This window comes from Candidatus Roizmanbacteria bacterium, from assembly GCA_016700135.1.
Taxonomy (GTDB): Bacteria; Patescibacteriota; Microgenomatia; order UBA1406; family GWC2-37-13; genus UBA1450.
Map to the genome: position 1 here is coordinate 68,663 of CP065004.1, position 23,798 is coordinate 92,460.

Sequence of the window (23,798 nt, forward strand, 5' to 3'; positions counted from 1 at the left end):
TCTTGAGGAAAGCACCGTAAATACAAAAATTGTTTTATGTTTGTAATTCAGCTGAGAATTTGAGCAGGTTTATTGGATTAAGAACTTCCTTTGACACAAAAGAGGCTTGTATACCTTTCATCTTGCGCTGTGTAATTTTTCAGGAGTGCTGTTATGTTGACCGGATCTAATTGCTTGGTATTTTCATCAAGTTCATACAACGAAAAGCCCAGATCCCGGAGAAAAGTTAAAACAGTTTTCGTCGAAATCCCCGATCTTTTGAGTCCGATCGGCCAAAATTCAGTGATAATTTTCACAGAATCATTTCTCTTCAAAAGCTCCTGCATACCCTGTAATGCTAACCCTTCGGCTCCCTGTATATCCATTTTAATGAAGTCAAGGTGCTGATTTTTATCGAAGTAATCATCCAGCCTGATGCATTCAACATCAAGAATATCTCTCTCATCTCCTGAATTGTATATACGGTGATCACCTTTATTTTCTTCACATAAATACAACCGAACAGTCCCGGATTTATCAGAAACGGCTTTGGAAACAAGCACTACATTCTTGTATCCGTTCATCTCAACATTTTTCTTAAGTAATGCAAAATTTGTCGGGTCGGGTTCAAATGCAAATACCATACCTTTCTCTCCTACAAGTCGTGCAAAAATGAGGGTATAGTATCCGATATTTGCTCCGATATCCAAGACAACATCACCTCTTTTAATTTCTTTTTGTACAATTTCCGTTTCAAATTCCTCATAACTGCCGTTCAGGGAAAGACCGAGAGTGTCGTTTTTGTCAAGAAACATCTTGTGCCCGTGGATAAGAGCAACATCGGATTTTAAATGATTAAGAAGTAGATTAACAGGATACAAACCCCCGATGCCGGTACCCCGTAGAAGTGGGATTAGAGAGCGATATATAGCTATAAGGATGTGCTTCATTACGTTAGATACGAGTATCGTAGAATTTTGCCCGAAAGCTAAAACACACCCTTACGATAAGTATCGTATGTTTCAGTATATAGATATTTATGTGAAAAACAGACGAAGATTAAAAACGCACTGAATGCTATTATTAACATATGATGGGTCAGAAAAAATATATTACTCTAATTATCTCTCTTCTACTGATTATCATTCCGTTCATAGTATTACCTCTGTTCCCCAGACGTGACGACCTGAGAGGTATCGATATTTTCGCATTTATCTCCATAGTAACGGGTTTTTTGACCTTTTCGGTTCTTGCGGTATCACTCATAATCGGGTACTTCACCAGACAAAAGCTATCTTTGAAAAAGACTGCAGCGATTTTTCTTCTCACGGTACTAATCGAAATAGTAGTTTTACCTTTTGTACCATCGATAACGCAGTTTTTTCTTCATTCTGTCGGAATATATTTGGTCGAAGGACTGGATGATAAAATTTTTGGAGTTTACACAACAATTACCGACAGTATATTAGCAGGCATACTGTATACCGTTGCAGGATATTTTATCTATTTTACTTCACCGCAAAAAAATATAAAAGCTTCCCTATTCCTCGGATTACTACGAATGGTTGTGCCGATACTATTCGCACTCCCCTTTCTTGCAGCTGAATAAGTTACGAAACTGGGTTTCGCCCGACTATTCGCGGCCCGAACAGAATGGCAATCAGAACCAGCCCCCACACTCTTCCCTGAAGGATATTGTAATCTGCGAAAAGTTTTTCCCACGGATGACCGATCACATAATGCCCGAAAACAAACTCGAATATGATTGTCGCAAGAAGCAGTTGCAAACCTATCTTCAATAACGCTCGAGCGTCATCAACGACCAATATTTTTCTGAAGAAGAAATACATCACACCGAACATCACAAGGACATATGAGACAGTGCTGATAACATGTGCTAGATAATCACCTACCAACGGCTTATATCCGAACTCACGGACCGTACCGTTCAGGATGGCAAGAACGGCAAGAATCACCCATAGCAGAATAATCTTAATTGTCTTGTTCATTTTCTGTACTTACCGGATACGGTAATGTAAATAAACTCTGATCCGTTGGCTCGGTATCCAATGAAGTAATGGTATAGGTGCTTGTGACCAAATCTGCTTCATCATCAGGTTTACGACTGGAAGTACGTGCTACTATTTTTGCAAGCTTTCCGTCTTGCACATAGTGTTTTACATCCTTCAAATAAAACTGCTGTTCCGCGTTCTCAATATCCCAAAGCTTATCCAGATCATACATTGTGACGTCATACCCTTCTTCTTTGGAGACTTCCTTTGAGAGATATTCTTTCGGCGTGAGAAATATTGCGTGATGCATAGCAGGCGGCATATATGAGATTTTCGAGGACTCATTATCAACCTGTGCATGATACATTTGCTTTCCGTCAGGACTGATCATATGAAGCCTGGGAGTTCCGTCTTCGTTATACCAGGTGATTCTGTATTTATCACCGTCGAACCAGAACTCTCCCGTACTCTCTGCACCAATCCCGCTTTTAAATTGATACGTGCCGTGCATTACTGTTTGCTGTTTTTCTGATTTTTTATCTGACGTAGTTTCAGATTTCGATTTTGGGAATATAAAAATCACAACAATTCCAATAAGAAAGAGAAGAAGTAATAATATAAGCCAGAGATACTTTCGTTTTGGTGATTTTTGTTCAACAGTTACCTGAGACATAGGCGGATATGGAATTATTAAGTAAAGAAACTAACTTTAATATACGCCTTGTGACAACTGAATTCAATATGAAGATGTGATGTAGGAAATGCGGAGAGGGCGAGATTTCCCACGTCGCTTTCGCTCCTCTGGATAAACTTCTCATCTCGCCATTCTTCGCCAACCCCAGTGCTTTCAGCACTGAACTTGCCGAAATGCGGAGAGGGCGAGATTCGAACTCGCGGTCCCTTGCGGGACATCGGTTTTCAAGACCGACGCACTAGGCCACTATGCGACCTCTCCTGTACTAGCTGTTAGCGATTAGACGTTAGCTATTAGATTTTACTTTGTTAATTAAACCGTTCAATAATTTACCAACTTCGTTTATTTGATCTTCAATTTTACTATTCTCCTTTTTAAATAGAAAGCCTGCTATCTTTAAACAACCTAAAGTTTCGAACAATGATTTTCTTGCAATATACAAATATCTCTTAAACTCTTTATCATTCTGAGACCCGGAGCCTTCAGCAATATTTAAGGGAACGGAAGTGACGGATCTTCTTATCTGATCTTTTAAACTATGATCATTAATACTCTCGGAAAACAGGTATACATTCCTTACCAATTCAAGAGATTTTTGCCACACGATCAGTTTTTCAAATTTGTACATCTCTATAGCTAATTGCTAAAAGCTAATAGCTAAAACATGAGGCGCGGAGGGGAATCGAACCCCTGCGTGGGAGTTTTGCAGACTCCAGTGTTTCCACTTCACCACCGCGCCGATGGTGACTTATATTGTACCTTTACGTATTGTACAATACAACTATGTCAAAAGTCACTGTAAAAGCCCCCGCAAACATTGCCTTTATCAAGTACTGGGGAAACACTGAAGACAACCTTCCCCTGAACTCCAGTATCTCCATGACACTTGACGCCTGTCAGACTACGACGACAGTCGAGCTTACCGAAGAAAGATACGACATGATAGAGATAGCCTCGGAAAAAGGGAAATTTGAGGAACTGAAGAGGACATCGATAAAAGGTCTCAAAGCCTATGAACAAATCGAAAGAATCCGCAATTTGGCAGGAAAAACAGATCATGTTCATGTCAAATCCATAAACTCTTTTCCTTCAAGCGCAGGAATTGCATCGTCAGCGTCGGGATTTTGTGCATTGACTGCTGCATTGCTCCTTGTATACGGATTACAATCACAGTTTGATGATAAAAAAGAGCTTTCCAAACTTGTCCGCCTGAGCGGTTCGGGATCAGCCGCGCGCTCGGCCATGTCAGGATTTGTCGAGCTCATCGGCGGAGACGCACACCATGCTTCATATGCCGTACAGATCGCCGACGAAAAACACTGGGATTTGGCGGATGTGATCGCAATCATTGACTCCGGCATGAAGAAAACTCCATCCTCTGAAGGTCATCGTACCGCAAACACCAGTCCGTATTTTGAAACCCGCCTGATAGAGATGAGAGACCGGATCAAAAATGCCAGAAAAGCTCTCGTTGAAAAGAAACTCGAAAAACTGGGAAAAGCTATCGAACAGGATACAATTTCCATGCATACGGTGATGATGACATCAAAACCGCCTTTGTATTACTGGGCTCCCGGAACAGTAGAAGTGATAAACAATGTATTGAAATGGCGTGAAGAAGACAATCTTCAGGCCTATTTTTCCATCGATGCCGGAGCAAACGTGCATGTCATTTGCGAATACAAAGATGCCGAAGAGGTAAATGAGCGGTTGAAGAAACTAACTCTTGTACAATCAACCATTATTAACAAACCGGCACCCGGAGTGCATCAAATTGAAGATCATTTATTCTAATTATATGAATATCACACTGCTCAAACTGGGAGGATCTCTCATTACTGATAAAGCAAAACCATACACGACGCTTCCCGACCGTATTGAACGCATTGCAAAGGAAATCTCTGAAGCGCGCGGGGAAATGAAAAATGAGTACCTGATTCTCGGAAACGGGGCAGGTTCTTTCGCTCATCAATCAGCTGCCAAATATGATACGGTGCACGGTTTTATTGACGAACAAAGTTTATACGGCGCCTGTGTCGTACATGCTGATGCAATGGAGCTGAACAGAATCATGGTACAGGCTTTTTTGAAGAAAAACCTTCCCGTTTTTTCAATCCAGCCTTCCGCTTTATATGTAGCAAAAGAAAAAACGGTTGTCACTGAACATATGAATATTGTCGAATCAATGCTGGAAAAAGAATATATCCCTTTTGTATACGGAGATGTCATAATTGATCAGAAACAGGGCTCAACAATCTTCTCTACCGATACGATTTTCAAATATCTCGGATCGTTTCTTGCAGAAAAAGGTCATAGTGTCAGAATCATACATGCAGGCAGTTATCCCGGGGTTCTTGATCAAAGTAAAAACGTTATCCCCAAAATTACCCCTGAAATGCAGCCTGAACTGTCTCAAGTACTTTATCAACCCACGAATACTGATGTCACTGGCGGAATGAAACTCAAAGTCGAGGAAATGCTTGCACTGACACGACTGGGAGTTGAAAGCGTTATCATTGACGGCAAGAGTGAGGGTTCGATATACCAGGTACTTAAAGGTCACCGATCAGGAACTACCGTCTCTGCTTCCTAACTTTATAAATCCCGCTTGACATCCGCCATCGATTTTTCGTATTCTGTAGATATATTACCATTTACAACATTACCATGGCGAAAGCTACCAAGAAAAAAACACAACATCCGCAAGATAGTCCTGTCATCCAGGCAGGAATCATATTTGTAATTGTCTCAGCAATAGCGATTACAGCATACGTCTTTGCGAACTACTACACCGTCGGAGCCGGTTATTAATGCTCAATAATTACTACTGGTGATAACTGAAACTTCAGCTGGGGGTATTGTATATAAAAAAAACGGTGATCATTTTTTATGGCTTATTGTCCAACACAGAAAGGCTCTCCACTGGGGTTTTCCGAAAGGTCATATCGGCGATCATGTTGAAAATGAACTGATGGAAGAAGCCGCACTGCGTGAAGTCAGCGAGGAAGGCGGAATCAAAGCAAGAATTGTCAAGGAAACCCCCATAAATACCACATATTTTTTTAAACAAGGATCCGATCTGCATAAAAAAACGGTTCATTACTTTCTCATGGAATATGTTTCCGGGGATCCTGGTAATCATGATGATGAAGTTTCCAATGCTAAATTCGTTGAGACCGATGAAGCCTGGGATACTCTGACTTACAACACCGACAAAGAAGCTTTTTCAAAAATCCTTAAGGATATGAACACATAATCGTATGAATTTTTTACATTAATCCTGTTTAATGTCATCACATGGCAAAACTTCATTTCAAATACGGAGCAATGAACAGCGGCAAGAGCGATACTCTTATAAAGACCGCTTATAATTATAAAGAACGCGGCCTCAAAATTATTGTTATAAAGCCAAAAGTTGATACTAAAAGTGAAGATACTGTTGTCGCACGCGGCGGACACTCCTGCAAAGTCGACATTCTGGCGGATCAGGATACCGATCTACTTGCGGCAATACGGTCGTATAAAGATATTGCCTGTGTGCTGGTAGATGAAGCACAGTTTTTAAGTGAAAAGCAGATAAGTCAACTCTACCGGTGTGCAAAGCAAGATAACATTTCGGTGATCTGCTTCGGTTTGCGGGCTGATTTCAGAGCTGAGATGTTCCCTGGAAGTAAACGCCTTTTTGAAATTGCGGATAATATCGAAAAACTTCCAACCATGTGTTTTTGCGGATCACAGGCAGAATTTAATACCAGAAAAATTAACGGCAAATATACATTTACGGGAGAACAGGTGGCAATTGACGGAGATGATACGATCACCTATGATTCTTTGTGCGGAACATGCTATATGCGCGAAGGCGGAACAATCTGAGTTATTTCCCGTTTTTCTCACGATGTATGCATCCGGGCCAACAACACGGTCTCCGTTTACCTTTCAGCATATCTTCACGAACTCGTCTTATGTGGTCTTCCCGTGTTTCCGCTTTCTTTACTGATGTAACCCAACAAATCCATTCATTACGGGCAAGAGGGGTGAGATCATTCCAGGCTTCTGTGATTTCCGATGAAGATAAAAGTGCATTGCGCAAGTCGTTCGGAATATCGTGTACTACTCCGGTCTCAAGAGTGTCTTTCATAGTATCGGAAGATAAGTGATATTAAAAAACTCTTTTGTGTGAGCGGTGGAAGGGACTTCCCGCCTCAGCGGGATAAACTCCCCCTCGACCTCCCCGCCGTGGCGGGGCGTTCTACCGTTTCTTATCTATTAACTTTTTAAAACCCTTCCCGCCTTTATATGATTTGATTTGTAACTCTCTACGATAAGCTGTTGCTCTATCGGGATATTCTTCTGTATAGATCACAATAAAGGGACCTTTATTTTTTAATGAGTTGGTCTTATTGGAATTATGTTCGTTTAACCTACGTGGTAAATCGTTAGTAGAACCAATATAATACTTGCCTGTAATCGTCGACTGAAGAATATAGACAGTATACATCTGAGCGGTGGAAGGGACTCGAACCCTCGACCTTCTCCTTGGCAAGGAGACGTTCTACCAACTGAACTACCACCGCAATTTTTAGCTGTCAGCTATTCGCAACTAGCTATTAGAATCCAGTAGCTAAAAGCTAATGATTTAAGAGCTAATAAAGTGCTGAGAGTCAGAGTCGAACTGACATCTGAGGTTTTTCAGACCCCCGCCGTGACCACCTTGGCTATCTCAGCTATCTTAGCTGTTAGCTTTTCGTCATTAGCTTTTAGATAAATATCTAATTGCTAAATGCCAATAGCAAAGAGCTAAACAAAGTGCGTCTGGATGGATTCGAACCATCGACCCCTACTTTATAAGAGTAGTGCTACTACCACTGAGCTACAGACGCTTATTATACCAAGACATTATATTATAACGCTAGTACTAATAAAAGTTAGATTATTTCCTTTACCTTCACTAATAAAACATCGCAAAAATCTATCTGTAGTTAGAACGTAAAGTATGTATCTGCCATCGCAGTTAGTTCTTTAAGATTTTCTTGAAGCGGAGTATCAACCGCAAACATGATCGCAGCATAATCCGTTAAACCTTGGCCTTTCACGACTTCAGGAAGGATATAAACATACACATAGTCATCATATACTTGATCACTTGCCCCATTTGTGAATGTGTTAATTCGGGTACGCGTTACTTTATAACCTTGAAACCCAAGCGCGTTTATGAATTCATCTACACTTTTATTCTCACATCTTGCTGAACCTGTCGGTCCGTCAGCTGAACAATATAGGTCAGCCTGTAAAAGGCTGGTTTTGATATCACTGATATCCAATTCATATGTCCCTAAACCCTGAACTCGCATATCTATTCTGTCAATTGACAAGCAGGGAGAATCCTGACACTCATACAATGAATCCGTCTTCAGATAATGAAATCCATACCCCAACTCTTCATTCCTGTACTCCTGATACCCTTCAGCAGGTGCAGGAACTAAAGCTTGCGGTGTTTGGGTAACCGGTAGTTGAGTTGGAGCCGACGTAACCGCCGGTGAATTGATTTTGATGGATGGTACTGCCTGATTGTCAGCAACATTATTGTTTTTCCGGGTTCCTAAATAATAGGCTTCCCCAACTGCGACAATTAGGAGAAATACTATTACAACAACTAACGCAATAAATTTTTTGTTACTATGTCCCAGTGTATCAATTTCCTGTACGGGAGGAATATTGGGCGGAGTCGTAGGTTGTTGACGAGCCGGATCATTTTCCATACTTACAGTATGGCAAAATGCTTAATTCTTTGCAATATGTTAACACTCATTTGTGGACCTAGCCAGAATCGAACTGGCGACTGTACAATGCGAATGTACCGGTATACCACTTACCTATAGGCCCAATATTTAACCTTACCAACAAAAACAGAGCTCAAAATGAGCTGGTTTATATTATACACTCTCCCACCCTATGATTTATTTCAGATATTTTGTATAAATCAAAGCTGCGATGTATGCCTGAAGATACCCAGTCAGGGTCCATACCAGGATCATGAGAAAAGATATCTGAAAGCTTGTGTACGAAATAAACATACCTGGAATTGTCGCAATGATAAAGTATATCTTGGCAAACTGCAGTGCTTTTTGAGGGTCACTTCCTTTGAGTTGCTTTCGAAGAAGTCCCCACAGATATGCAAGAACGATACCTAGAATAAACGGATATGCAAAATACACCATCATCAAGGGATCCTGCCAGGGTCTGAAAATTGCAGTGTTTTGATATTCCTCTGCAAGCCCGGGAAGTATCATGTGAAGAACCACATTGACCCCCAACCCCAGCAGCAAATTCGCAACACCGGCAATAAATCCTGCTTTTACCATATATATCACCTCCTTTCCTGATATTCAGGATAGTACTTTTTTACGGTATATAACTTAATAGTCTGATTCCGCATTATTAAAGTTGTGTGGTGTTATAACGTCTTATAATGTTAAGTTGCATTATTAAGTAACTGCTTATATAATAATCCACAAATACTCATGAAAAAAAGTCACAACAGTCCTTCTAACAATAATCGCCCTCCTTGTAGTAAACACTATACGAGCATCATCGGCACAAATTGGCGGTCAGATAAATGGCTATCAGTGCGTCACTGCCGAGAATCGCTGGAAAACTGAAAACGATGCTACTGCAACACTTCCAAGCGGATATACGTTTGAATCTATCGTTGTTAAAGCAGGTCAGGGATGTATTCAGGTATATCCAACAAACACTGCACCTACTTGCTATCAAGTGAATATCAACGGCAATACTGTTACGGTAATAAAAATTGGAGATGGACCTGCGTGCCAAGATATCTCTCATCTTGAAGGAACATACGGTTTGAGCGGTCCGAGCGCGACCCCCACTCCAACCCATACACCGACGGACACACCCATTCCGTCAAATACGCCTACTAATACTCCTGAGCCGAGTCCGACATATACACCGACTCCGATAAGAGAGACTCCGACACCTACTCCTACAAAAGATGAAGAAGAAGGGCCAAGTCCGACACCGACAAATACTCCCACTCCTGAAGAGGAAGAAGGAAATACTCCTACCCCGACCAAGACACCGGCACCTACCAATACGCCTACTCAAGGACCCACGAATACCCCCGGTCCGGGACCGACAAACACACCGGGACCAAGTCCCACAAACACCCCAGGACCGACAAATACGCCGGCACCTGAAACATCAAATCCTGTCGTACAGGGTGTGACACGAACAAGTACTGCACAGATTTTAAGTGCTGAAGACAACTTCAATCCGATCGTTCTCGGACTCAAAAGATCCTTCGGAGGACAAGTACTCGGTGCTTCAACGTTCCCGAAAACCGGAGCTGAAGATTCAGTTGAAGAAAAGCTTCCTTCAGGAAACGTTGAGATTGAGAATACCACACTGACAATTCCGGCAATCGGAGTAAACAGACCTGTTTATCAGGGAGGGAAACTGGGAGATATGCTGGTAGTCGGTGATAAAGAAATATTAAAAGCGGAAGATTTTCAAAATGTTTATTACGGTCACAATACCCCAGAAACACTCGGTGCAATCAGTTATCTGTCATACGGAGACAGTATCATTGTGCAGGAAAAGGGATCCGTTTCCGTTTATAAAGTAACTTACAAACAATACATCAACGGGTATGCCGAAATGGATCGGTATGTGAATGATAATAAACTTACTCTCATCTCCTGCGCACTTCAAAATCAGGATATCCGCGTTATCATTACCGCTGAAAAAGTAAACTAACATGGCAAAAACAAAAAAAACCACTCAAAAACCTCAGGAAGAATCATTTTCCTTATATTCACTCCTGAATCCGACGATTATCGCAGTCAGCGCTATTGCACTGCTTTTGACTTCGATCGCTGTCACATCAGTGTTTAGAAACAAGAATACTGACACTGTTGAAGAATCCGTACCTGCCGAACAAATCCTCGTTCTCCCTGAAGGTTGGGAAAAAGTCACAAAGGAAGGATACGAAAATACATATATCAAGAAACAGGTTGAAGCAGCCGAGTATACACCGACGGTTGCTTACGACCGCAATACCGTCAAGGAAACTACAGCAGGTGAATACTTTTCAACGATGATTGCCGGAGCAAAATCAGCAATCCCGAGTCTAGTTGTGACTTCCAATGAAGAGCATAAATATGACGGTTATGACGTACTGAATCTCGCGGGCAACTATTATCAGGGCGGGAACCATATTCAGATCCGTCAACGATTGTTGCTCAAAGGGACCACTCTTCATACTATTGCTGCATCATATGTTGAAGGTCAGGAGATTTCAGAGGAAGAAATTGATGCACTATTTGACTACATCGTGCACAACTACATTAAGTAATATTTTAAGTGCACTCGAGTGGACTCGAACCACCAACCTTCAGATCCGGAATCTGATGCTCTATCCATTAAGCTACGAGTGCTTTAGAAAAAGACAGTAACAAGCACCAATATTATACCAAGCACAATGCGATACCACCCGAAAAGTGCAAGGGAATGATTCTGAAGATATTTGATCAGCCACTTCACGCCAACTAATGCACTGACAAAAGCCACAATCGAGCCTCCGGCAAGTATCCATATATTTTCGGGATGAGCAAAAACTACTTCTCGCATTTCAATAAAATCAAAGAGTGATGCGGCCATAATGGTCGGAACGGAAAGCATGAATGAATACTTCGCAGACTCACTTCTTTTGAAACCCAGCAGCATCATACCGATAAGTACAGCTCCGGCACGGGAAACTCCGGGGATAATGGCGAGTGCCTGAAACGCTCCGATCACAAAAGCCTGCTTATAGTTCAGTTTTTGAATATCGGACGTTGTGACAATAACTTTTTTGTTGATCAAATACTCTATCAAAAGAAATATTCCTCCGACAGCTATAAATACAATAGTTGTCCCCAATCTGCTCTCAAAAAAAATATTTTTGATCACATCGTACATTAAAAACCCCATAACGGCAGTCGGAATAAAGGAAGCTATTAATTTCAGTATCAGTTTCCAGTTCGAAAGAACCTCTTTCCAATAAAGCAACACGACGGCAAGAATTGCCCCCGACTGAATAAACACGGTAAATAGTTTCACTAACTCCGTCTCGGGAATACCAAGAATACGGGATGTCCACAACAAATGAAATGTAGAAGATACGGGTAAAAACTCCGTCAGTCCCTCAACAATTCCTAGCAAAATGATCGTAATGAGATCCATAAGCTCAACTAATGATCTAATATGATTTCTACAGTATAATATACTGCATAGATGAAAATTGCATTAGTACACGATCAACTCCAGGAGTTCGGCGGTGCCGAACGGGTTCTTGTCGCTTTAAAAGAGATTTTCCCTGAAGCGGATGTGTTCACGTCTTTTTACAATCCTGAATCACTGGGCATTCATGCCAAACACTTCAAAAACTGGAAGATTGTCACCTCATGGGCTCAGAACGTACCGTTATTTAACCGGCTGTATTCGCCGCTTCGTTTCCTGACGCCATATATCTGGGAAGCATTCAACTTCAACGGATATGATCTTGTTATTTCCTCTTCAGGATCATATATGTGCAAAGGTGTGATCACCAGACCGGAGACAAAACATATTTGTTATATTCATCATCAGCCACGCTATTTGTATTACTATGAGACGGCACGCGAATGGCAGAAGTATTGGCCGATACGTGTATACGGACATTTGATCAATCACAGTCTACGGATCTGGGATTATTTGTCTTCACAACGAGTCGATTTCTTCATCGCCAATGCCCAAGAGACAAAAAAACGGGTGCAGAAATATTATCGACGTGATTCAGATGTCGTTTATCCTCCTGTAGCTATCTCAAAAAATCCGCCAGAATTCAATCCATCAGAAGATGATGATTATTACATCACGACCTCACGACTAGCTCGGGCAAAACATATTGATGTCCTTATCAGAGCGGCAAATGAAGGAAATTTTAAATTAAAGATTATCGGGACCGGGCGGGATGAAGAATATCTGAAAAGCATCGCCGGACCGAATGTCGAATTTTTATCACACGTACAGGATGATACGTTCAAAGCACTGTATACCCATGCAAAAGCATTTCTTTTTGCTTCAGTTGATGAGGAATTCGGTATCGCGCCAATTGAAGCTATGGGATACGGTGTTCCCGTCATAGCATATGCATCCGGAGGACTCAAAGAAACCGTTCTGGAAGGAAAAAACGGATATCTGTATGAAGAGCTGAATTCAAAGAGTTTGTTGAAAAAAATTCAAAATTTTGAGAAACTCTCTGACAAAAAGCAGATCGAAATGAAAAAAGAAGCAAGAAAATCAGCAGAACAATACTCTATTGAGAATTTTAAGAAACAAATATTGTCATTCGTGAAAGAAAAAACTTCTTAGCTATCATCCTGGACCAATTGCCCAAGTCATCGCCTAAAGACGAGTCAGAGAAGACACTTTTTTATTCAAAATAATTTGATTTTATATGCCCGAACTTCCAGAAATTGAAACAATTCGCTTGTACCTACACAAACACCTTATCGGTAAAACGATTAATGGTACGGAAATCCGTGAACACAAAATGTTTCATGGCGACCCGAACGACATCTTCGATACTACGATCATTGACACTCAACGGAAAGGAAAAATTCTGACTCTTAAGCTGGAAAAAAATAACGATATTCTCTATCTGTCATTTCATCTCAAACTTTCGGGACAGATACTCTATGCGCAACATAAAGAAAAAGCTCAATTTTCTCATAAGATTCCTCTTGCAAATTCAGATAGAATGCCGGCCAAAACCACCCGCGTTATTTTCTTTTTTACTGATAATTCTGCTTTATTTTTCAATGATTTGAGAAAGTTCGGATGGGCGAAAGTTTCTGATAAACCCAAACAGCCGCAGGGTGAAGATGTACTTTCTGAGAGATTTACCTCTGCCTATTTGGACAAGGCATTGTCTCATACAAAAAGGCCTGTGAAAACAGTTCTTCTTGATCAGGAGATCATTGCAGGAATCGGTAATATTTATGCCAACGATGCCTTGTGGGAATCTCTCATCTATCCAGCCAGACCGTCAAATACCTTATCTAAACAAGAAAAAACCGTTTTATATCAGGCAATCAAAAAGGTTGTCGGAGAGGGAATAACATATAAAGGATCTTCTGCAAAAGATGAATTGTATGTCCTTCCTGACGGGACAGCAGGAGGCTATCAGCATCATTTCCGGGTATATCATCGCCAGGGACAGGAATGTAAACGCTGTAAAACACTCATAGAAACCATGAAAATCGGCGGCCGCGGGACATTTTATTGTCCCCATTGCCAGACCTAACCGCTATTTTCAACCGAAATGCTCTTGTCCAAGATTTTCAAGACAAGTACAAAGATCTTCATCTTTGAAATCAAGAGGATCAACATTGTCTTCATAACAAATAATAAGTCCTTCAATAAGTCTACGCAGTCTGAGTGCATCCTTATTCCACAAAAACTTAACCACTACTTCTCTATCACTGAAACCATATGTCCGAATTCGAATTGAACCGAATAATAATGCACGATCACAGCGCACATATTGAATATTGGCTATCGGAATCGTCCGGATCGTATCAGCAAATAAAAATGTTTTTTCTATTACGACAACTCTGTGAATGTCGACTATGACATGGACCGGAAAAAGCTTAAATGGAAAAACCGTCTTCCGGTGAAGCAGCACACGTTTCGATTTATCACGAATATTATCTACTGGAGTCCCTCTCTGATCGCGATTGGTTATATCGAATCTTCTATCTTTTATGTGTCGATATTGAGAATTATAGGGATTGACGAAACTTCTTCTGCCCTGCGGAAAAAGATGCTGTGTCGGCTGTTTGTATGCAAATATCGTAGTGCTTGACATGGTATGATGGCGGTTTACTTTGCATAGTTAGGTACGTAAAATTCTAAATCAATCTACTACTATCAAAAGTATATAAGAGATCTATGTGGACTATGTAACAAAACTTTTAGGTTGTCGTAAGAGTACTTATTCGTACCGTATTGCCTCAATCGGAGAAAGATCAGCAGCTTTTTTGGCAGGGAATACACCGAAAATAATACCTATAGCAGATGATACTCCAAGTCCTAGGACCACAGACATGGTATCAATATAGGCAGGAAAGTACGGTTGAATCAACAAAACAATGAAATAAGAAACAAGAAGACCGCTTACTCCGCCAAGAAGTGATAAGATTACCGATTCGACAAGGAATTGAATAAGAATATCATTTTTCCTTGCTCCAAGAGCCCTACGAATTCCAATCTCTTTTATACGTTCGGTGACGGTGACATACATTATGTTCATAATCCCGATCCCTCCCACCAGAAGTGAGATCGCGGCGATACCTACAAGAGCCATATTGATCATACCGAAGATTGACGTAATGGCACCTATCAGATCACTGGGCTCAAGAACTGAAAAATCGTCTTCTTCATATTCTTTAAGCATTGTTCTTTCGATCTCCCGCTTTGCTGTTTCAACAACTTCCTCTGACTTTGCCTGAAGATAAAATGCAATAAATTTTTTATCGGAATTAAAGACATAGGCAGTTTTGTAGGGCATATACAAAGCGTTGTTAAAATCTCTTCCTGCCGGTCCTCCACCCTTGCTTTCCAAAACTCCGATAATCTGAAACGACTGATTTTCAATTTTTACATCGCGTCCAAGTGCCTTTCTACCTGATCCGAACAAATCCTCGGCTACTTGACTACCGATAACAACAATTTTTGATCGTTTTTCTACATCACTGGCTTTAAATATTTGACCGAATTCGGGCTTCAAGTTCCATGTCTGAAATACATCTGCACTCGTTCCATACAATTCAGCGTACGTTGTCTCATCAACCCCGGTCACCGTAAAGGAGCGCGTATACATCGGTACTACTGATTTTAAATACCGAATTCTAGAAAGAGCTTGATAATCCTGTTCATCAAATTGTATTGATCCCAAAGAAGAGCTTCCTGCTGAAAAGGATCCCTCCTGGATAACCCTACCCGGGACAACTGTAATTAAGTTACTTCCAAGAGACTCAAATTGCTGCTCGATATATGCTCTAAGCCCGAGACCCAATGCAGTAAGAAGCACAACAGCCATCACACCGATTAAGATTCCAAGAGATGTCAAAAAGGTCCGTCCTTTATTTCTTGAGAAATCAAAAAGTGCTGATTTTATCGTGATTATGAGTTTGTTCATACAATTTTTCCGTCAACAATCCTAATCTGTCGTTGGGTTTTTGCAGCGACATCAGCTTCATGTGTGACAATAAGTACCGTAATATTGTCAGCTCTATTAAGATCTTTCAGGAGTTTCATTATTTCATCACCTGTCTTCGTGTCAAGATTTCCTGTCGGTTCATCCGCCAGGATCAGATCAGGCTCCATAATAAGAGATCGCGCTATCGCGACGCGTTGCTGTTGGCCTCCTGATATTCTATTCGGACGGGATTGTGCTTTGCTTGCAATACCGAATCGCTCCAGTATTTCCATTGCCTTCTTTTCAGGATCGAAATGTAGTTTCTTCCTGGCATAGTAAGTAGGCAACAAGACATTTTCAAGAACAGTAAGCTTATTGATTAGATTGAACTGCTGAAAAACAAAACCGACGAACTCATTTCGAAGGGTAGAGAGCTGATTATCATTAAGACGGGATACGTCTTTGCCATTGATTTCAATAGTTCCTGAAGTCGGCTGATCCAATAATCCTATTATATGCATGAGCGTAGATTTTCCTGAGCCGGAAGGACCGAGAAGTGCCGTGAATTCACCCTTTTCTATCGTAAGATTTATATCTTCAAGAGCCGTAAAAATAACATCGCGGTCTATCTTATACTGTTTACCCACTTGCTGAAGTTTGATCATTGGAGTTCATTATTATTCAATCTCATAAATTACATCCCCTTCGTATACACCGTTGAGAACCTGGACCTGGCCGTCATATTCCGGACCGACTGTTATTTCAACACGCTCTTTTTTTCCGTTCACTTTCTTATACACATACGTTTTCCCGTCATCTGTCTCTTCAATTATTGAAAAGGGAATTGATACGGCATTGTTGACTTCTTCCAAAATAAATTCAACATCTCCGGTCATACCGAGCCTGTATTTTGATCCTGAAACAGGTGTGAATGCCATTTTCGCTTCATAGACCGTTCCTGATTCATTGGTTTTGGGTGTAAATGAAATATCTGTAATGGTGCCCACTATTTCCTGATCGGGATATGCATCAAGAGTAATTGTTCCCTGCATCCCCTCATATAGTTTGACCACCTCTGTCTGATCTGCTGAGATTGAAAAATATATTGAGTCAGGATTAATAACCTGAAAGGTATCTGTTACTGACACATTCATTCCAGCATTGGGAGTATCCACGCGGGTCACGATACCGTCAATCGGCGTGTATAAAAATGAATATTCCTTGGCAATAGCCTGCAATTCCACATCAAGTACTGAATTATCCAGGTCAAACTGAGCATTCTCCAATGTCCGTTCCGCACGTGTGCGGATTTCCTGGGATAAACCGAGGACCTCATCTTCGTTGTCGTCATTTGATTGTTCAAAATCACGCCGTTCTTTAGAATAGTTATTGAGATACTTCTGCAGCGTTTTTTCAAGCTGCCTTGTGTCAAGAGATGCTATACCGTCAAATTTCCTGACTGTATCTCCTTCCTTTACCCCTACCCATGAAAGACGTCCTCCTGATTGGAAATGTAAATCGACTTTATCCTCGGCATCAACAAAACCCGACAAATTCAAGATATCCTGCAGAGTTCCTTGTGTTACCGTATAGGTTGCTTCTTGTGCTGATGCTTGAGAAGTACTTTTATTATAAAAATAGCCGCCGATAATACCGACAATAACAATTACTATAATCCATTTATTTTTCAATATTCCCGGAATACGACTACCAATTGATCGTTTACCGGTCTCATCTTTTTCCATACTATTTATTCTAACACTTAAAGGAACGGACTCCAATCAGCAACGGGTATAACGTTATAAAGAAGAAAATTCCATGCATATAGATAGATTGCCGGGATAAGCAAAAGAAGTACGAGAAGAAATTTTCTTGAGGTCAAAAATTTTTCGAACGCGATCAAAGCAAACGGCCACAGCGGTAGAAGATATCGGGACAAATCTCTATGCTGGACAAAAACAGCAAAAAGAAAAAATAACAGCGGAAAATAAAAAAGACTTCGATATTTCGAATCTTTCAATATGACGATTGCTGATAGATATATAAAGAAATACAACACAATTTCTTCTAGCCATGGCGTATCTACCCATCGTCCGTTGAAATTAAAGACGGAAAAAGGATACGGCATCGGGACTACCCCACCGGTGTGAAAATATGCGAAAAAGTCGTTGTACTGAAATTGATATAATCCGAATACGAGAAGCAAACCGACAGGGATCAAACCGATCCATAACCAGCGGAACGAAAAAGTCTTTTCCCGTATCATTTTTTCGAGAAAAACCAATCCGTATGCCCCGAAGAGTAAAATACCGGGTGTCTTCGTCATAGTGGCCAGAGCTCCTAAAATCCCTGCGGCAAAATACTGTTTCTTTTCGAAAAAGAATATTGATGCAATAATGAGAAACATAAACAGTGGCTCAGGTGCACCGACTGAACGTATGATGAAGAAACGGGGCAAAAAAAGCAATACTGTTGTCAATACCAGCGGATGCTTTGTCAGATTGAAGTGCCTGATAAAATAATAAAACATCAATGCAAGTGCAACCGTAAACAAGATGGTGACGCCGAGCATTGCATTCAGATATCCGAGAATAGGCGCCAGTAAAGCGATGAAAAACGGATACAGCGGAAGGTGGGCGGCATAGTACTCAAGCGGTAACGTAAACTCAAGTCTCATCGCCTCAATAGCTTTCGGATTGTACCAGGAAACCGCGGGAACAATGTAATACAGTCCGTCATAATTCTGATATACATACTGCATTGATGAATCTTTACTGAATCCGAGATATTTCAACGCATTGGTGGCAAACGGCAGATAAAGCAGTAAAGTAGATACGATGATAACTGCTATAATGGATATTAATTGAGGGTATGAGATAGTTTTTTTATCCATACCGTATTCTACCATTTTTGTCATGCATAAAAGAATCATCTATTTCACCATCCTGACTCTTATCGGTATCGGAGCCTTTTTGAGGCTGTATGATCTGTCAGGTTTTATCACCTTTCTGGGAGATCAGGGCAGGGATGCACTTATCGTAAAACGGATAGTCACGTTTGAACATTTTCCGTCAATCGGTGCGCCGAGTTCAGTCGGGATGGTGTACCTGGGACCGTTTTATTATTATCTGATCGCTCCGTTTATACTTCTTTCCAATTTCGATCCTGTCGGTCTTGCTTACGGCGTGTCGTTCATGTCTATAGCCGGAATGATTATCAGCTATCTGATTGTCAGAAAACTGGTCGATGAACGGACAGCAATTCCATTCCTTGTCTTTTCAGTTTTTTCCTATGCATCGGTTTACCTGTCCCGTTTTTCATGGAATCCGAATCTGCTTCCGATCTTTACGTTTCTGACATTATTTTTCTTTTATCAGTGGCTGACGACTAAAAAACGTATCATGAGTTTGCTTTCCGGAGCATTTCTTTCATTTTCAATCCAACTCCATTATTTAGCACTGTTCCTTTTTTTCCCTCTGTTTTTTGTTTACATCTTTCATTTTTTTCAAGAGAAAAAGAATAAAAAGCTGCTTACGGGTTTACTACCGGCGGTCCTTTCCTTTACTTTTTTCTCTTCACCGCTCATTCTTTTTGACCTGAGGCATAACTTTCTGAATGCCCGAAATTTCATTGCATTGTTCACCGAAGGGAAAGTCGAGTCAGCAACACCTTTCATAAATCGTTTGCTCCAGACAATTCAGCAGTTTTTTTCTCATAGTCTTCAGATCAATATGAATGAACCGATTGCACTGATTACTTTTATGGTAATTATTGCAGCTTTTGTCCTGCTTTTTAAAAAAACAAAATCGCAGTTCCTTTTGCTTCACGGGTTGACATTCATATCCTTTATCGTATTGTTTGCTTTTCTGGAAAGCGCCAGACATCTGCATTATTTCGGCCCTGCATACCCGAGTTTTTATCTGATAGTCAGTGCTGCAGTGTCCCTTATTCCTACAAAATTAGTCCGGTATGGAACTTTGGCATTAATTATGGCGTTGTTTGTATTCTTTAATGCAAAGCAGTACGCGTTTTTGCGGAAAGAGCCGAACAGTCAAATCGATTACGCAAAAGGTATTGCTGACTCATTCAAACCTCACATTACATCTGAGCCTATTCAGGTAGTGACAATTCCTTTTACCGAATCCGACGGACACTACAGATACTTTTTAGATCTGGCAGGATATGATCTGCTTGCTCACGATTCCCCAGAACAGGCTGAAGAATTATTCGTCATGTGTTTTACGGAATGTAATCCGACAGGAGATCCTCAGTGGCAGATTGCCGCTTTTGCCGACAAACAACTTGCAGGATCCTGGAGCATCGGCGATGTTACAATATATAAAATAATTCATAATAAAGCGAAATAATATGAAAATAACCCTTATTGTCCCCTGTTACAACGAGGAGGCAAATATTCAAAAAGGCGTCCTTGACCGGATCGGTAATTACACGAAAGATGACAGCCGATTCGGAGAAATTCTTATTGTGGATGACGGATCAAGCGATAAATCTGTCGAAATTATCAAAGAAAAATACGAAGAATTATTTCCTAAGTTTCGGGTTATTAAAAATGCCCATTTGGGAAAAGCATTTGCGATAATCCGGGGTATTGAAGAGGCAAAAGGAGATACGGTCATGTTTTCGGATATCGATCTGGCAACCCCGATTGAGGAATCCGAAAAACTGATCGAACAGGCTGAAAAAAACTTTGATATCGTCATCGGTTCACGAAGCGGTCATCGCGAAGGTGCCCCTCTCACAAGAAAAATCATGGCTTTGGGAATGATTTTTATCAGAAATTACATTGTCGGCCTGCACGGAATTCGAGATACCCAGTGCGGATTCAAGCTTTTCAATACCAAAGCAGCACGCCATATCATTTCTCATCTACAGGTTTTTAAGGACAGACAAAAAGCCGAAGGCTCATCTGTATCTGCTGGATTTGATCTGGAATTTCTGTTTCTTGCTGCCAGACTCGGATACACGATTAAAGAAGTTCCTGTCATGTGGCGGCATGTTGAAACAAAAAATGTCACATTTGTGAAATCTTCTCTCGAAGGGTTAAAAGATATACTCTCAATCAAGTGGTATGAGATTCTCAAAAAGTATCCTGTCTAACATCGTACTTCCGATTACGCTGCTTATCATATCTGCAGGGATTGTCTTTTACCAATTTCCGTCTCTTCCTCAGAATATCGCTCTTGATGAAGTCGAGTTTATCAAGCTGGCCCGATCTCTGGAAAATGCTCCCTATGCCCCTTACAGTCAGCTAGCCACAGGTCATGCTACTTTGTATTTCTATATGCTTTTGGCATCAATCAGAATGTTCGGAGAAACCGTTTTTGCCGTCCGATTCCCGTCAGCTTTATTCGGAGTGATTGATGTATTACTTTTATACGGCATCTTCAAACTGGTATTTGAAGAACGGAAAAAACTGCCTGAAACGGTACGTACGCTGATGCCCTTTTTTCTTGCTTTTACATTCATCACTATGCGGTGGTACTTCAACTTTGCGCGTTTCGGATTTGAAGCCAGTACCGTACTTTTTTTTGAACTCGCCGGAATTTACTCTCTGTTTCTGTTCAGAAAAACAAAATCGTTATGGTATGTCTTCTGGACGGGCATTGCTGCCGGACTGGCATACAATTCGTACACCCCCGGCAGAATATTTTTTATCCTTCCCTTGATCTTTCTCATCTGGGAATACGGAAGTCTGAAGCAAATCCGCAGAAACTTCGACAAACCCGTACTTCTTTTTATAATACCCTTTCTCTTACTGATCATACCGCTCAATCTGTATTTCACTCAGCATGACGATAACCGAATCTATGAGCTCTTTTATTTGCAAAACGAGCAGCTTTCTCTTCAGGAAAAGGCAACCTACACCTGGCAAAATGTGACAAGTCTCACCGGTATGTTCTTTGTGAAGGGTGATATGAACGGTCGCCATAACTATCCGGGGAAACCCATGCTCAATCCGATTCAGGGAATCCTCCTTGTCGGCGGTATTATTGTCAGTTTGTACAACTGGAAAAAATACCATAACTCATTCTTTCTCCTGTATTTTGTGCTCGGTATGCTTCCGCCGATGATGACGTATCCGTGGGAAAACCCGAATGCTCTTCGATCGGTGACGGTACTCCCTTCTGTTGTGTATTTTATCGGACAGGCACTGGTTTATATAACCCGCTTTCCTCTACCGAAAAAGTGGATTTTATTGGGGATATTTGTTCTTTTGAGTTTTTCAGCAATTTATGAACTGCGAACGTATTTTGTATTTCAGAAACTCGTGTTTCCAGAAGCTTTTGAACTGAACACCAATCTTATTAAGCCGTATCTTGAAGGAAATTATTTTCTTGATCCGAATAAACCGAGACAGACGTTATGAAAAACCTAAGTAAAATCCTTTCAAAGCATTATCCGGTAATAATCTACCTGTTCATTTTCACCGTTTTGTTTTCAGTAAAACTGATTCAGAACCCGTTTCCGTTTTTTGATTGGGATGAATCAATATATGCCGAAGTCGGCTATGAAATGGTTCATCAGATCTCACCTGCCGTGCCGCTGTGGCAGGGGCAATACTGGCTGGACAAACCGCCGCTTGTTCCGCTTTTTTACGGCGTCGTGATGCTGATTACGCCTTTTTTACAGCCTGAAATATCCACAAGACTTGCGACATTATTTTTGTCTGTGTTCGCACTAGGTCTTTTGTACGCTCTGTACTATCGTGTCCTGAAAGAAACGTGGATTACGACACTGGTCGTGATGATGACCTCACTTACCTCGATTTTTCTGCAGCGCGCACAGGTACTGAATGTCGATGTTTTCCTTCTGATCGGATGGCTGGGATATGTTTTGTTTTACAGAAGATTCTGGACTTCCCTGATTTTTCTGTCATTCTCAGTTTACAGCAAATCTCTCATCGGATTTTACCCCATCGGGATCATGGGGCTTTACTTTTTCTTTGAAGCCGTGACGGGAAAAATTTCCTGGAAGGAGTTTGCAAAAGAACTCGGAAGAATGATATTGCAGGCTGGAATACTTCTTATTTGGCATCTTGCGATGTTTCTCCGTTTCGGACCTACATTCTTGTATCAGCATTTTTATGAGAGTCATGTCAAAAGGGTTACGGCATCAATAGAATCCCATTTCGGTCAGAGGACCTTTTACATCGATCTCCTGACGATCGAGTACGGGAAATATATTTTCTTCTCTGCACTCGGTTTTATCATTCTGTTCTATCAATGGATCAGAAACCAACTTAACGATAAAAAAGTTTTGTATAGTTATCTTTTCTTGCCGTGGTTTGTATTTCTGAATCTCACCAAAACTAAAATATTCTGGTACGGTCATCCTTATCTCGGACAGTTTGCATTTCTGATGGTATACCCGATTACCTTATTGAAAAAGATTAAACTTTTTTACTTCGGAATAATTATCATACTAATGAGTCTGATCATACAGCATTACTTTTTCCGAACGAATGTACTGGATGATTTTTATTCATCAAATGATCCGCATCACGAATTGTCAGTGTATGCCAATGATTATTGTCAGGACCTCTATGTTGTGGTGGAACCCGAAGGAAGAGAGGCATCAAAAACACTCGAAGAACTCGGACTTTTGATATCGACAAGCAGATGGTGGGGCAATCATCCGTCGATGGTGTATTACTTCGACGGGAATATCCGTTTTGTCTATACTCTCGAAGAGTTTGAACAGGAGATCAGAACCCCGCAAAAAGATACCTGCTTTGTCCTGAATAAAAATGACACGGAAGGTCTGGATTTAGTCGGATCGCTGGATCAGCTGCAGTCATTTGATCCGCTCTTGCTCTACCTGTATTCGTACTAAGTTCTGTTGTATACTT

The 23,798-nt window shown here is 40.9% G+C and carries 28 protein-coding genes and 7 tRNA genes; 14 read left to right on the top strand and 21 right to left on the bottom strand.

Going from position 1 to position 23,798, the window contains the following annotated elements; genetic code table 11:
• Window positions 1-77: 77 nt before the first annotated feature.
• Window positions 78-794 carry an FkbM family methyltransferase gene (locus IPM65_00345; GenBank protein QQS44048.1) on the bottom strand — a complete coding sequence of 239 codons (717 nt, stop codon included), beginning with the start codon at window positions 792-794 and terminating at the stop codon, window positions 78-80.
• Window positions 795-1,069: 275 nt separating this feature from the next.
• On the opposite strand from IPM65_00345, the gene IPM65_00350 reads away from it, so the two are divergent.
• Window positions 1,070-1,588, top strand: a complete 519-nt coding sequence (locus IPM65_00350) for a hypothetical protein (protein ID QQS44049.1) — start codon at window positions 1,070-1,072, stop codon at window positions 1,586-1,588.
• Between the two features lies 1 nt (window position 1,589).
• Here IPM65_00350 and IPM65_00355 read toward each other — a convergent pair whose 3' ends face one another.
• The 5 genes from IPM65_00355 to IPM65_00375 all read right to left on the bottom strand — a co-directional run bounded on the left by IPM65_00355 (window position 1,590) and on the right by IPM65_00375 (window position 3,424).
• Entirely contained in the window at window positions 1,590-1,988 is a 399-nt protein-coding gene (locus IPM65_00355; GenBank protein ID QQS44050.1) for a hypothetical protein, read from the bottom strand.
• Window positions 1,972-2,664, bottom strand: a complete 693-nt coding sequence (locus tag IPM65_00360) for a hypothetical protein (GenBank protein ID QQS44051.1) — start codon at window positions 2,662-2,664, stop codon at window positions 1,972-1,974. Before IPM65_00360 ends, IPM65_00355 begins: the two co-directional genes overlap by 17 nt.
• Window positions 2,665-2,861: 197 nt before the next feature.
• Window positions 2,862-2,946: transfer RNA gene (locus IPM65_00365), tRNA-Ser, on the bottom strand.
• A gap of 25 nt (window positions 2,947-2,971) precedes the next feature.
• A complete protein-coding gene (locus IPM65_00370; protein QQS44052.1) occupies window positions 2,972-3,313 on the bottom strand; it encodes a four helix bundle protein in 342 nt (113 codons plus the stop codon).
• Window positions 3,314-3,352: 39 nt separating this feature from the next.
• A tRNA-Cys gene (locus IPM65_00375) sits at window positions 3,353-3,424 on the bottom strand.
• Between the two features lie 44 nt (window positions 3,425-3,468).
• Here IPM65_00375 and mvaD point away from each other — a divergent pair.
• The 5 genes from mvaD to IPM65_00400 all read left to right on the top strand — a co-directional run bounded on the left by mvaD (window position 3,469) and on the right by IPM65_00400 (window position 6,558).
• A complete protein-coding gene (mvaD, locus tag IPM65_00380; protein ID QQS44053.1) occupies window positions 3,469-4,479 on the top strand; it encodes a diphosphomevalonate decarboxylase in 1,011 nt (336 codons plus the stop codon).
• Window positions 4,480-4,483: 4 nt separating this feature from the next.
• Window positions 4,484-5,278 (top strand): isopentenyl phosphate kinase family protein, encoded by a 795-nt coding sequence (locus tag IPM65_00385; GenBank protein ID QQS44054.1) that lies wholly within the window; start codon window positions 4,484-4,486, stop codon window positions 5,276-5,278.
• Between the two features lie 74 nt (window positions 5,279-5,352).
• Window positions 5,353-5,496, top strand: a complete 144-nt coding sequence (locus IPM65_00390) for a hypothetical protein (protein ID QQS44055.1) — start codon at window positions 5,353-5,355, stop codon at window positions 5,494-5,496.
• Between the two features lie 19 nt (window positions 5,497-5,515).
• Window positions 5,516-5,941, top strand: coding sequence for an NUDIX domain-containing protein (locus IPM65_00395; protein ID QQS44056.1), 426 nt, complete (start codon window positions 5,516-5,518; stop codon window positions 5,939-5,941).
• Window positions 5,942-5,982: 41 nt separating this feature from the next.
• Window positions 5,983-6,558 (top strand): thymidine kinase, encoded by a 576-nt coding sequence (locus tag IPM65_00400; protein QQS44057.1) that lies wholly within the window; start codon window positions 5,983-5,985, stop codon window positions 6,556-6,558.
• Between the two features lies 1 nt (window position 6,559).
• Here IPM65_00400 and IPM65_00405 read toward each other — a convergent pair whose 3' ends face one another.
• From IPM65_00405 to IPM65_00440, 8 genes are all read right to left on the bottom strand, one after another.
• Window positions 6,560-6,823: a YdeI/OmpD-associated family protein gene (locus tag IPM65_00405; GenBank protein QQS44058.1), complete on the bottom strand. Its 264-nt coding sequence runs from the start codon at window positions 6,821-6,823 to the stop codon at window positions 6,560-6,562.
• A 111-nt stretch (window positions 6,824-6,934) separates the two neighbouring features.
• Window positions 6,935-7,183 carry a GIY-YIG nuclease family protein gene (locus IPM65_00410; protein QQS44059.1) on the bottom strand — a complete coding sequence of 83 codons (249 nt, stop codon included), beginning with the start codon at window positions 7,181-7,183 and terminating at the stop codon, window positions 6,935-6,937.
• Between the two features lie 3 nt (window positions 7,184-7,186).
• Window positions 7,187-7,259: transfer RNA gene (locus IPM65_00415), tRNA-Gly, on the bottom strand.
• Window positions 7,260-7,337: 78 nt separating this feature from the next.
• Window positions 7,338-7,410 (bottom strand) — tRNA-Phe (locus IPM65_00420).
• Window positions 7,411-7,492: 82 nt separating this feature from the next.
• Window positions 7,493-7,565: transfer RNA gene (locus IPM65_00425), tRNA-Ile, on the bottom strand.
• Between the two features lie 99 nt (window positions 7,566-7,664).
• Window positions 7,665-8,444 (bottom strand): hypothetical protein, encoded by a 780-nt coding sequence (locus tag IPM65_00430; protein QQS44060.1) that lies wholly within the window; start codon window positions 8,442-8,444, stop codon window positions 7,665-7,667.
• Between the two features lie 53 nt (window positions 8,445-8,497).
• Window positions 8,498-8,568, bottom strand: a tRNA-Ala gene (locus tag IPM65_00435).
• A gap of 74 nt (window positions 8,569-8,642) precedes the next feature.
• Window positions 8,643-9,047 carry a hypothetical protein gene (locus IPM65_00440; protein QQS44061.1) on the bottom strand — a complete coding sequence of 135 codons (405 nt, stop codon included), beginning with the start codon at window positions 9,045-9,047 and terminating at the stop codon, window positions 8,643-8,645.
• A 412-nt stretch (window positions 9,048-9,459) separates the two neighbouring features.
• Here IPM65_00440 and IPM65_00445 point away from each other — a divergent pair, with 412 nt between their 5' ends.
• Together IPM65_00445 and IPM65_00450 are read left to right on the top strand one after the other, a co-directional pair.
• Window positions 9,460-10,461, top strand: a complete 1,002-nt coding sequence (locus tag IPM65_00445; GenBank protein ID QQS44062.1) for a sortase — start codon at window positions 9,460-9,462, stop codon at window positions 10,459-10,461.
• A gap of 1 nt (window position 10,462) precedes the next feature.
• On the top strand, window positions 10,463-11,059 hold the full coding sequence (locus IPM65_00450) for a hypothetical protein (GenBank protein QQS44063.1): 597 nt from the start codon (window positions 10,463-10,465) through the stop codon (window positions 11,057-11,059).
• Window positions 11,060-11,068: 9 nt separating this feature from the next.
• Here IPM65_00450 and IPM65_00455 read toward each other — a convergent pair.
• Window positions 11,069-11,141: transfer RNA gene (locus IPM65_00455), tRNA-Arg, on the bottom strand.
• A 1-nt stretch (window position 11,142) separates the two neighbouring features.
• A complete protein-coding gene (locus IPM65_00460) occupies window positions 11,143-11,928 on the bottom strand; it encodes an undecaprenyl-diphosphate phosphatase (protein QQS44064.1) in 786 nt (261 codons plus the stop codon).
• A gap of 51 nt (window positions 11,929-11,979) precedes the next feature.
• Between IPM65_00460 and IPM65_00465 the strand changes: the two genes are divergently transcribed.
• Both IPM65_00465 and mutM read left to right on the top strand, forming a co-directional pair.
• Complete coding sequence (locus IPM65_00465) at window positions 11,980-13,098, top strand: glycosyltransferase (GenBank protein QQS44065.1); 1,119 nt, start codon at window positions 11,980-11,982, stop codon at window positions 13,096-13,098.
• Window positions 13,099-13,183: 85 nt separating this feature from the next.
• Window positions 13,184-14,032, top strand: a complete 849-nt coding sequence (gene mutM / locus IPM65_00470; GenBank protein QQS44066.1) for a bifunctional DNA-formamidopyrimidine glycosylase/DNA-(apurinic or apyrimidinic site) lyase — start codon at window positions 13,184-13,186, stop codon at window positions 14,030-14,032.
• 9 nt (window positions 14,033-14,041) lie between these two features.
• On the opposite strand, the gene IPM65_00475 is transcribed toward mutM, so the two are convergent.
• The 5 genes from IPM65_00475 to IPM65_00495 form a co-directional block, all read right to left on the bottom strand.
• Complete coding sequence (locus IPM65_00475; protein ID QQS44067.1) at window positions 14,042-14,596, bottom strand: hypothetical protein; 555 nt, start codon at window positions 14,594-14,596, stop codon at window positions 14,042-14,044.
• A gap of 126 nt (window positions 14,597-14,722) precedes the next feature.
• Window positions 14,723-15,928, bottom strand: a complete 1,206-nt coding sequence (locus IPM65_00480; GenBank protein QQS44068.1) for an ABC transporter permease — start codon at window positions 15,926-15,928, stop codon at window positions 14,723-14,725.
• On the bottom strand, window positions 15,925-16,593 hold the full coding sequence (locus IPM65_00485; protein ID QQS44069.1) for an ABC transporter ATP-binding protein: 669 nt from the start codon (window positions 16,591-16,593) through the stop codon (window positions 15,925-15,927). The genes IPM65_00480 and IPM65_00485 overlap by 4 nt, the downstream gene beginning before the upstream one ends.
• A 12-nt stretch (window positions 16,594-16,605) precedes the next feature.
• Complete coding sequence (locus IPM65_00490) at window positions 16,606-17,673, bottom strand: efflux RND transporter periplasmic adaptor subunit (GenBank protein ID QQS44070.1); 1,068 nt, start codon at window positions 17,671-17,673, stop codon at window positions 16,606-16,608.
• A gap of 17 nt (window positions 17,674-17,690) precedes the next feature.
• Window positions 17,691-18,821, bottom strand: a complete 1,131-nt coding sequence (locus tag IPM65_00495) for a hypothetical protein (GenBank protein ID QQS44071.1) — start codon at window positions 18,819-18,821, stop codon at window positions 17,691-17,693.
• Window positions 18,822-18,843: 22 nt separating this feature from the next.
• Here IPM65_00495 and IPM65_00500 point away from each other — a divergent pair, with 22 nt between their 5' ends.
• The 4 genes from IPM65_00500 to IPM65_00515 are packed head-to-tail and all read left to right on the top strand — an operon-like array spanning window position 18,844 to window position 23,782.
• Complete coding sequence (locus tag IPM65_00500) at window positions 18,844-20,295, top strand: glycosyltransferase family 39 protein (protein ID QQS44072.1); 1,452 nt, start codon at window positions 18,844-18,846, stop codon at window positions 20,293-20,295.
• Between the two features lies 1 nt (window position 20,296).
• Window positions 20,297-21,046, top strand: coding sequence for a glycosyltransferase (locus IPM65_00505; GenBank protein QQS44073.1), 750 nt, complete (start codon window positions 20,297-20,299; stop codon window positions 21,044-21,046).
• Window positions 21,018-22,316, top strand: coding sequence for a glycosyltransferase family 39 protein (locus IPM65_00510; GenBank protein ID QQS44074.1), 1,299 nt, complete (start codon window positions 21,018-21,020; stop codon window positions 22,314-22,316). Before IPM65_00505 ends, IPM65_00510 begins: the two co-directional genes overlap by 29 nt.
• On the top strand, window positions 22,313-23,782 hold the full coding sequence (locus tag IPM65_00515; protein ID QQS44075.1) for a hypothetical protein: 1,470 nt from the start codon (window positions 22,313-22,315) through the stop codon (window positions 23,780-23,782). The genes IPM65_00510 and IPM65_00515 overlap by 4 nt, the downstream gene beginning before the upstream one ends.
• Window positions 23,783-23,798 lie beyond the last annotated feature (16 nt).

Bases quoted from the DNA above. Each gene is read 5' to 3' on its own strand.
- IPM65_00345 (QQS44048.1), bottom strand. From the start codon at position 794: ATGTTTCTTGACAAAAACGACACTCTCGGTCTTTCCCTGAACGGCAGT.
- IPM65_00350 (QQS44049.1), top strand. From the start codon at position 1,070: ATGATGGGTCAGAAAAAATATATTACTCTAATTATCTCTCTTCTACTG.
- IPM65_00355 (QQS44050.1), bottom strand. From the start codon at position 1,988: ATGAACAAGACAATTAAGATTATTCTGCTATGGGTGATTCTTGCCGTT.
- IPM65_00360 (QQS44051.1), bottom strand. From the start codon at position 2,664: ATGTCTCAGGTAACTGTTGAACAAAAATCACCAAAACGAAAGTATCTC.
- IPM65_00370 (QQS44052.1), bottom strand. From the start codon at position 3,313: ATGTACAAATTTGAAAAACTGATCGTGTGGCAAAAATCTCTTGAATTG.
- mvaD (QQS44053.1), top strand. From the start codon at position 3,469: ATGTCAAAAGTCACTGTAAAAGCCCCCGCAAACATTGCCTTTATCAAG.
- IPM65_00385 (QQS44054.1), top strand. From the start codon at position 4,484: ATGAATATCACACTGCTCAAACTGGGAGGATCTCTCATTACTGATAAA.
- IPM65_00390 (QQS44055.1), top strand. From the start codon at position 5,353: ATGGCGAAAGCTACCAAGAAAAAAACACAACATCCGCAAGATAGTCCT.
- IPM65_00400 (QQS44057.1), top strand. From the start codon at position 5,983: ATGGCAAAACTTCATTTCAAATACGGAGCAATGAACAGCGGCAAGAGC.
- IPM65_00405 (QQS44058.1), bottom strand. From the start codon at position 6,823: ATGAAAGACACTCTTGAGACCGGAGTAGTACACGATATTCCGAACGAC.
- IPM65_00410 (QQS44059.1), bottom strand. From the start codon at position 7,183: ATGTATACTGTCTATATTCTTCAGTCGACGATTACAGGCAAGTATTAT.
- IPM65_00430 (QQS44060.1), bottom strand. From the start codon at position 8,444: ATGGAAAATGATCCGGCTCGTCAACAACCTACGACTCCGCCCAATATT.
- IPM65_00440 (QQS44061.1), bottom strand. From the start codon at position 9,047: ATGGTAAAAGCAGGATTTATTGCCGGTGTTGCGAATTTGCTGCTGGGG.
- IPM65_00450 (QQS44063.1), top strand. From the start codon at position 10,463: ATGGCAAAAACAAAAAAAACCACTCAAAAACCTCAGGAAGAATCATTT.
- IPM65_00460 (QQS44064.1), bottom strand. From the start codon at position 11,928: ATGGATCTCATTACGATCATTTTGCTAGGAATTGTTGAGGGACTGACG.
- IPM65_00465 (QQS44065.1), top strand. From the start codon at position 11,980: ATGAAAATTGCATTAGTACACGATCAACTCCAGGAGTTCGGCGGTGCC.
- mutM (QQS44066.1), top strand. From the start codon at position 13,184: ATGCCCGAACTTCCAGAAATTGAAACAATTCGCTTGTACCTACACAAA.
- IPM65_00475 (QQS44067.1), bottom strand. From the start codon at position 14,596: ATGTCAAGCACTACGATATTTGCATACAAACAGCCGACACAGCATCTT.
- IPM65_00480 (QQS44068.1), bottom strand. From the start codon at position 15,928: ATGAACAAACTCATAATCACGATAAAATCAGCACTTTTTGATTTCTCA.
- IPM65_00485 (QQS44069.1), bottom strand. From the start codon at position 16,593: ATGATCAAACTTCAGCAAGTGGGTAAACAGTATAAGATAGACCGCGAT.
- IPM65_00490 (QQS44070.1), bottom strand. From the start codon at position 17,673: ATGGAAAAAGATGAGACCGGTAAACGATCAATTGGTAGTCGTATTCCG.
- IPM65_00495 (QQS44071.1), bottom strand. From the start codon at position 18,821: ATGGATAAAAAAACTATCTCATACCCTCAATTAATATCCATTATAGCA.
- IPM65_00500 (QQS44072.1), top strand. From the start codon at position 18,844: ATGCATAAAAGAATCATCTATTTCACCATCCTGACTCTTATCGGTATC.
- IPM65_00505 (QQS44073.1), top strand. From the start codon at position 20,297: ATGAAAATAACCCTTATTGTCCCCTGTTACAACGAGGAGGCAAATATT.
- IPM65_00510 (QQS44074.1), top strand. From the start codon at position 21,018: ATGAGATTCTCAAAAAGTATCCTGTCTAACATCGTACTTCCGATTACG.
- IPM65_00515 (QQS44075.1), top strand. From the start codon at position 22,313: ATGAAAAACCTAAGTAAAATCCTTTCAAAGCATTATCCGGTAATAATC.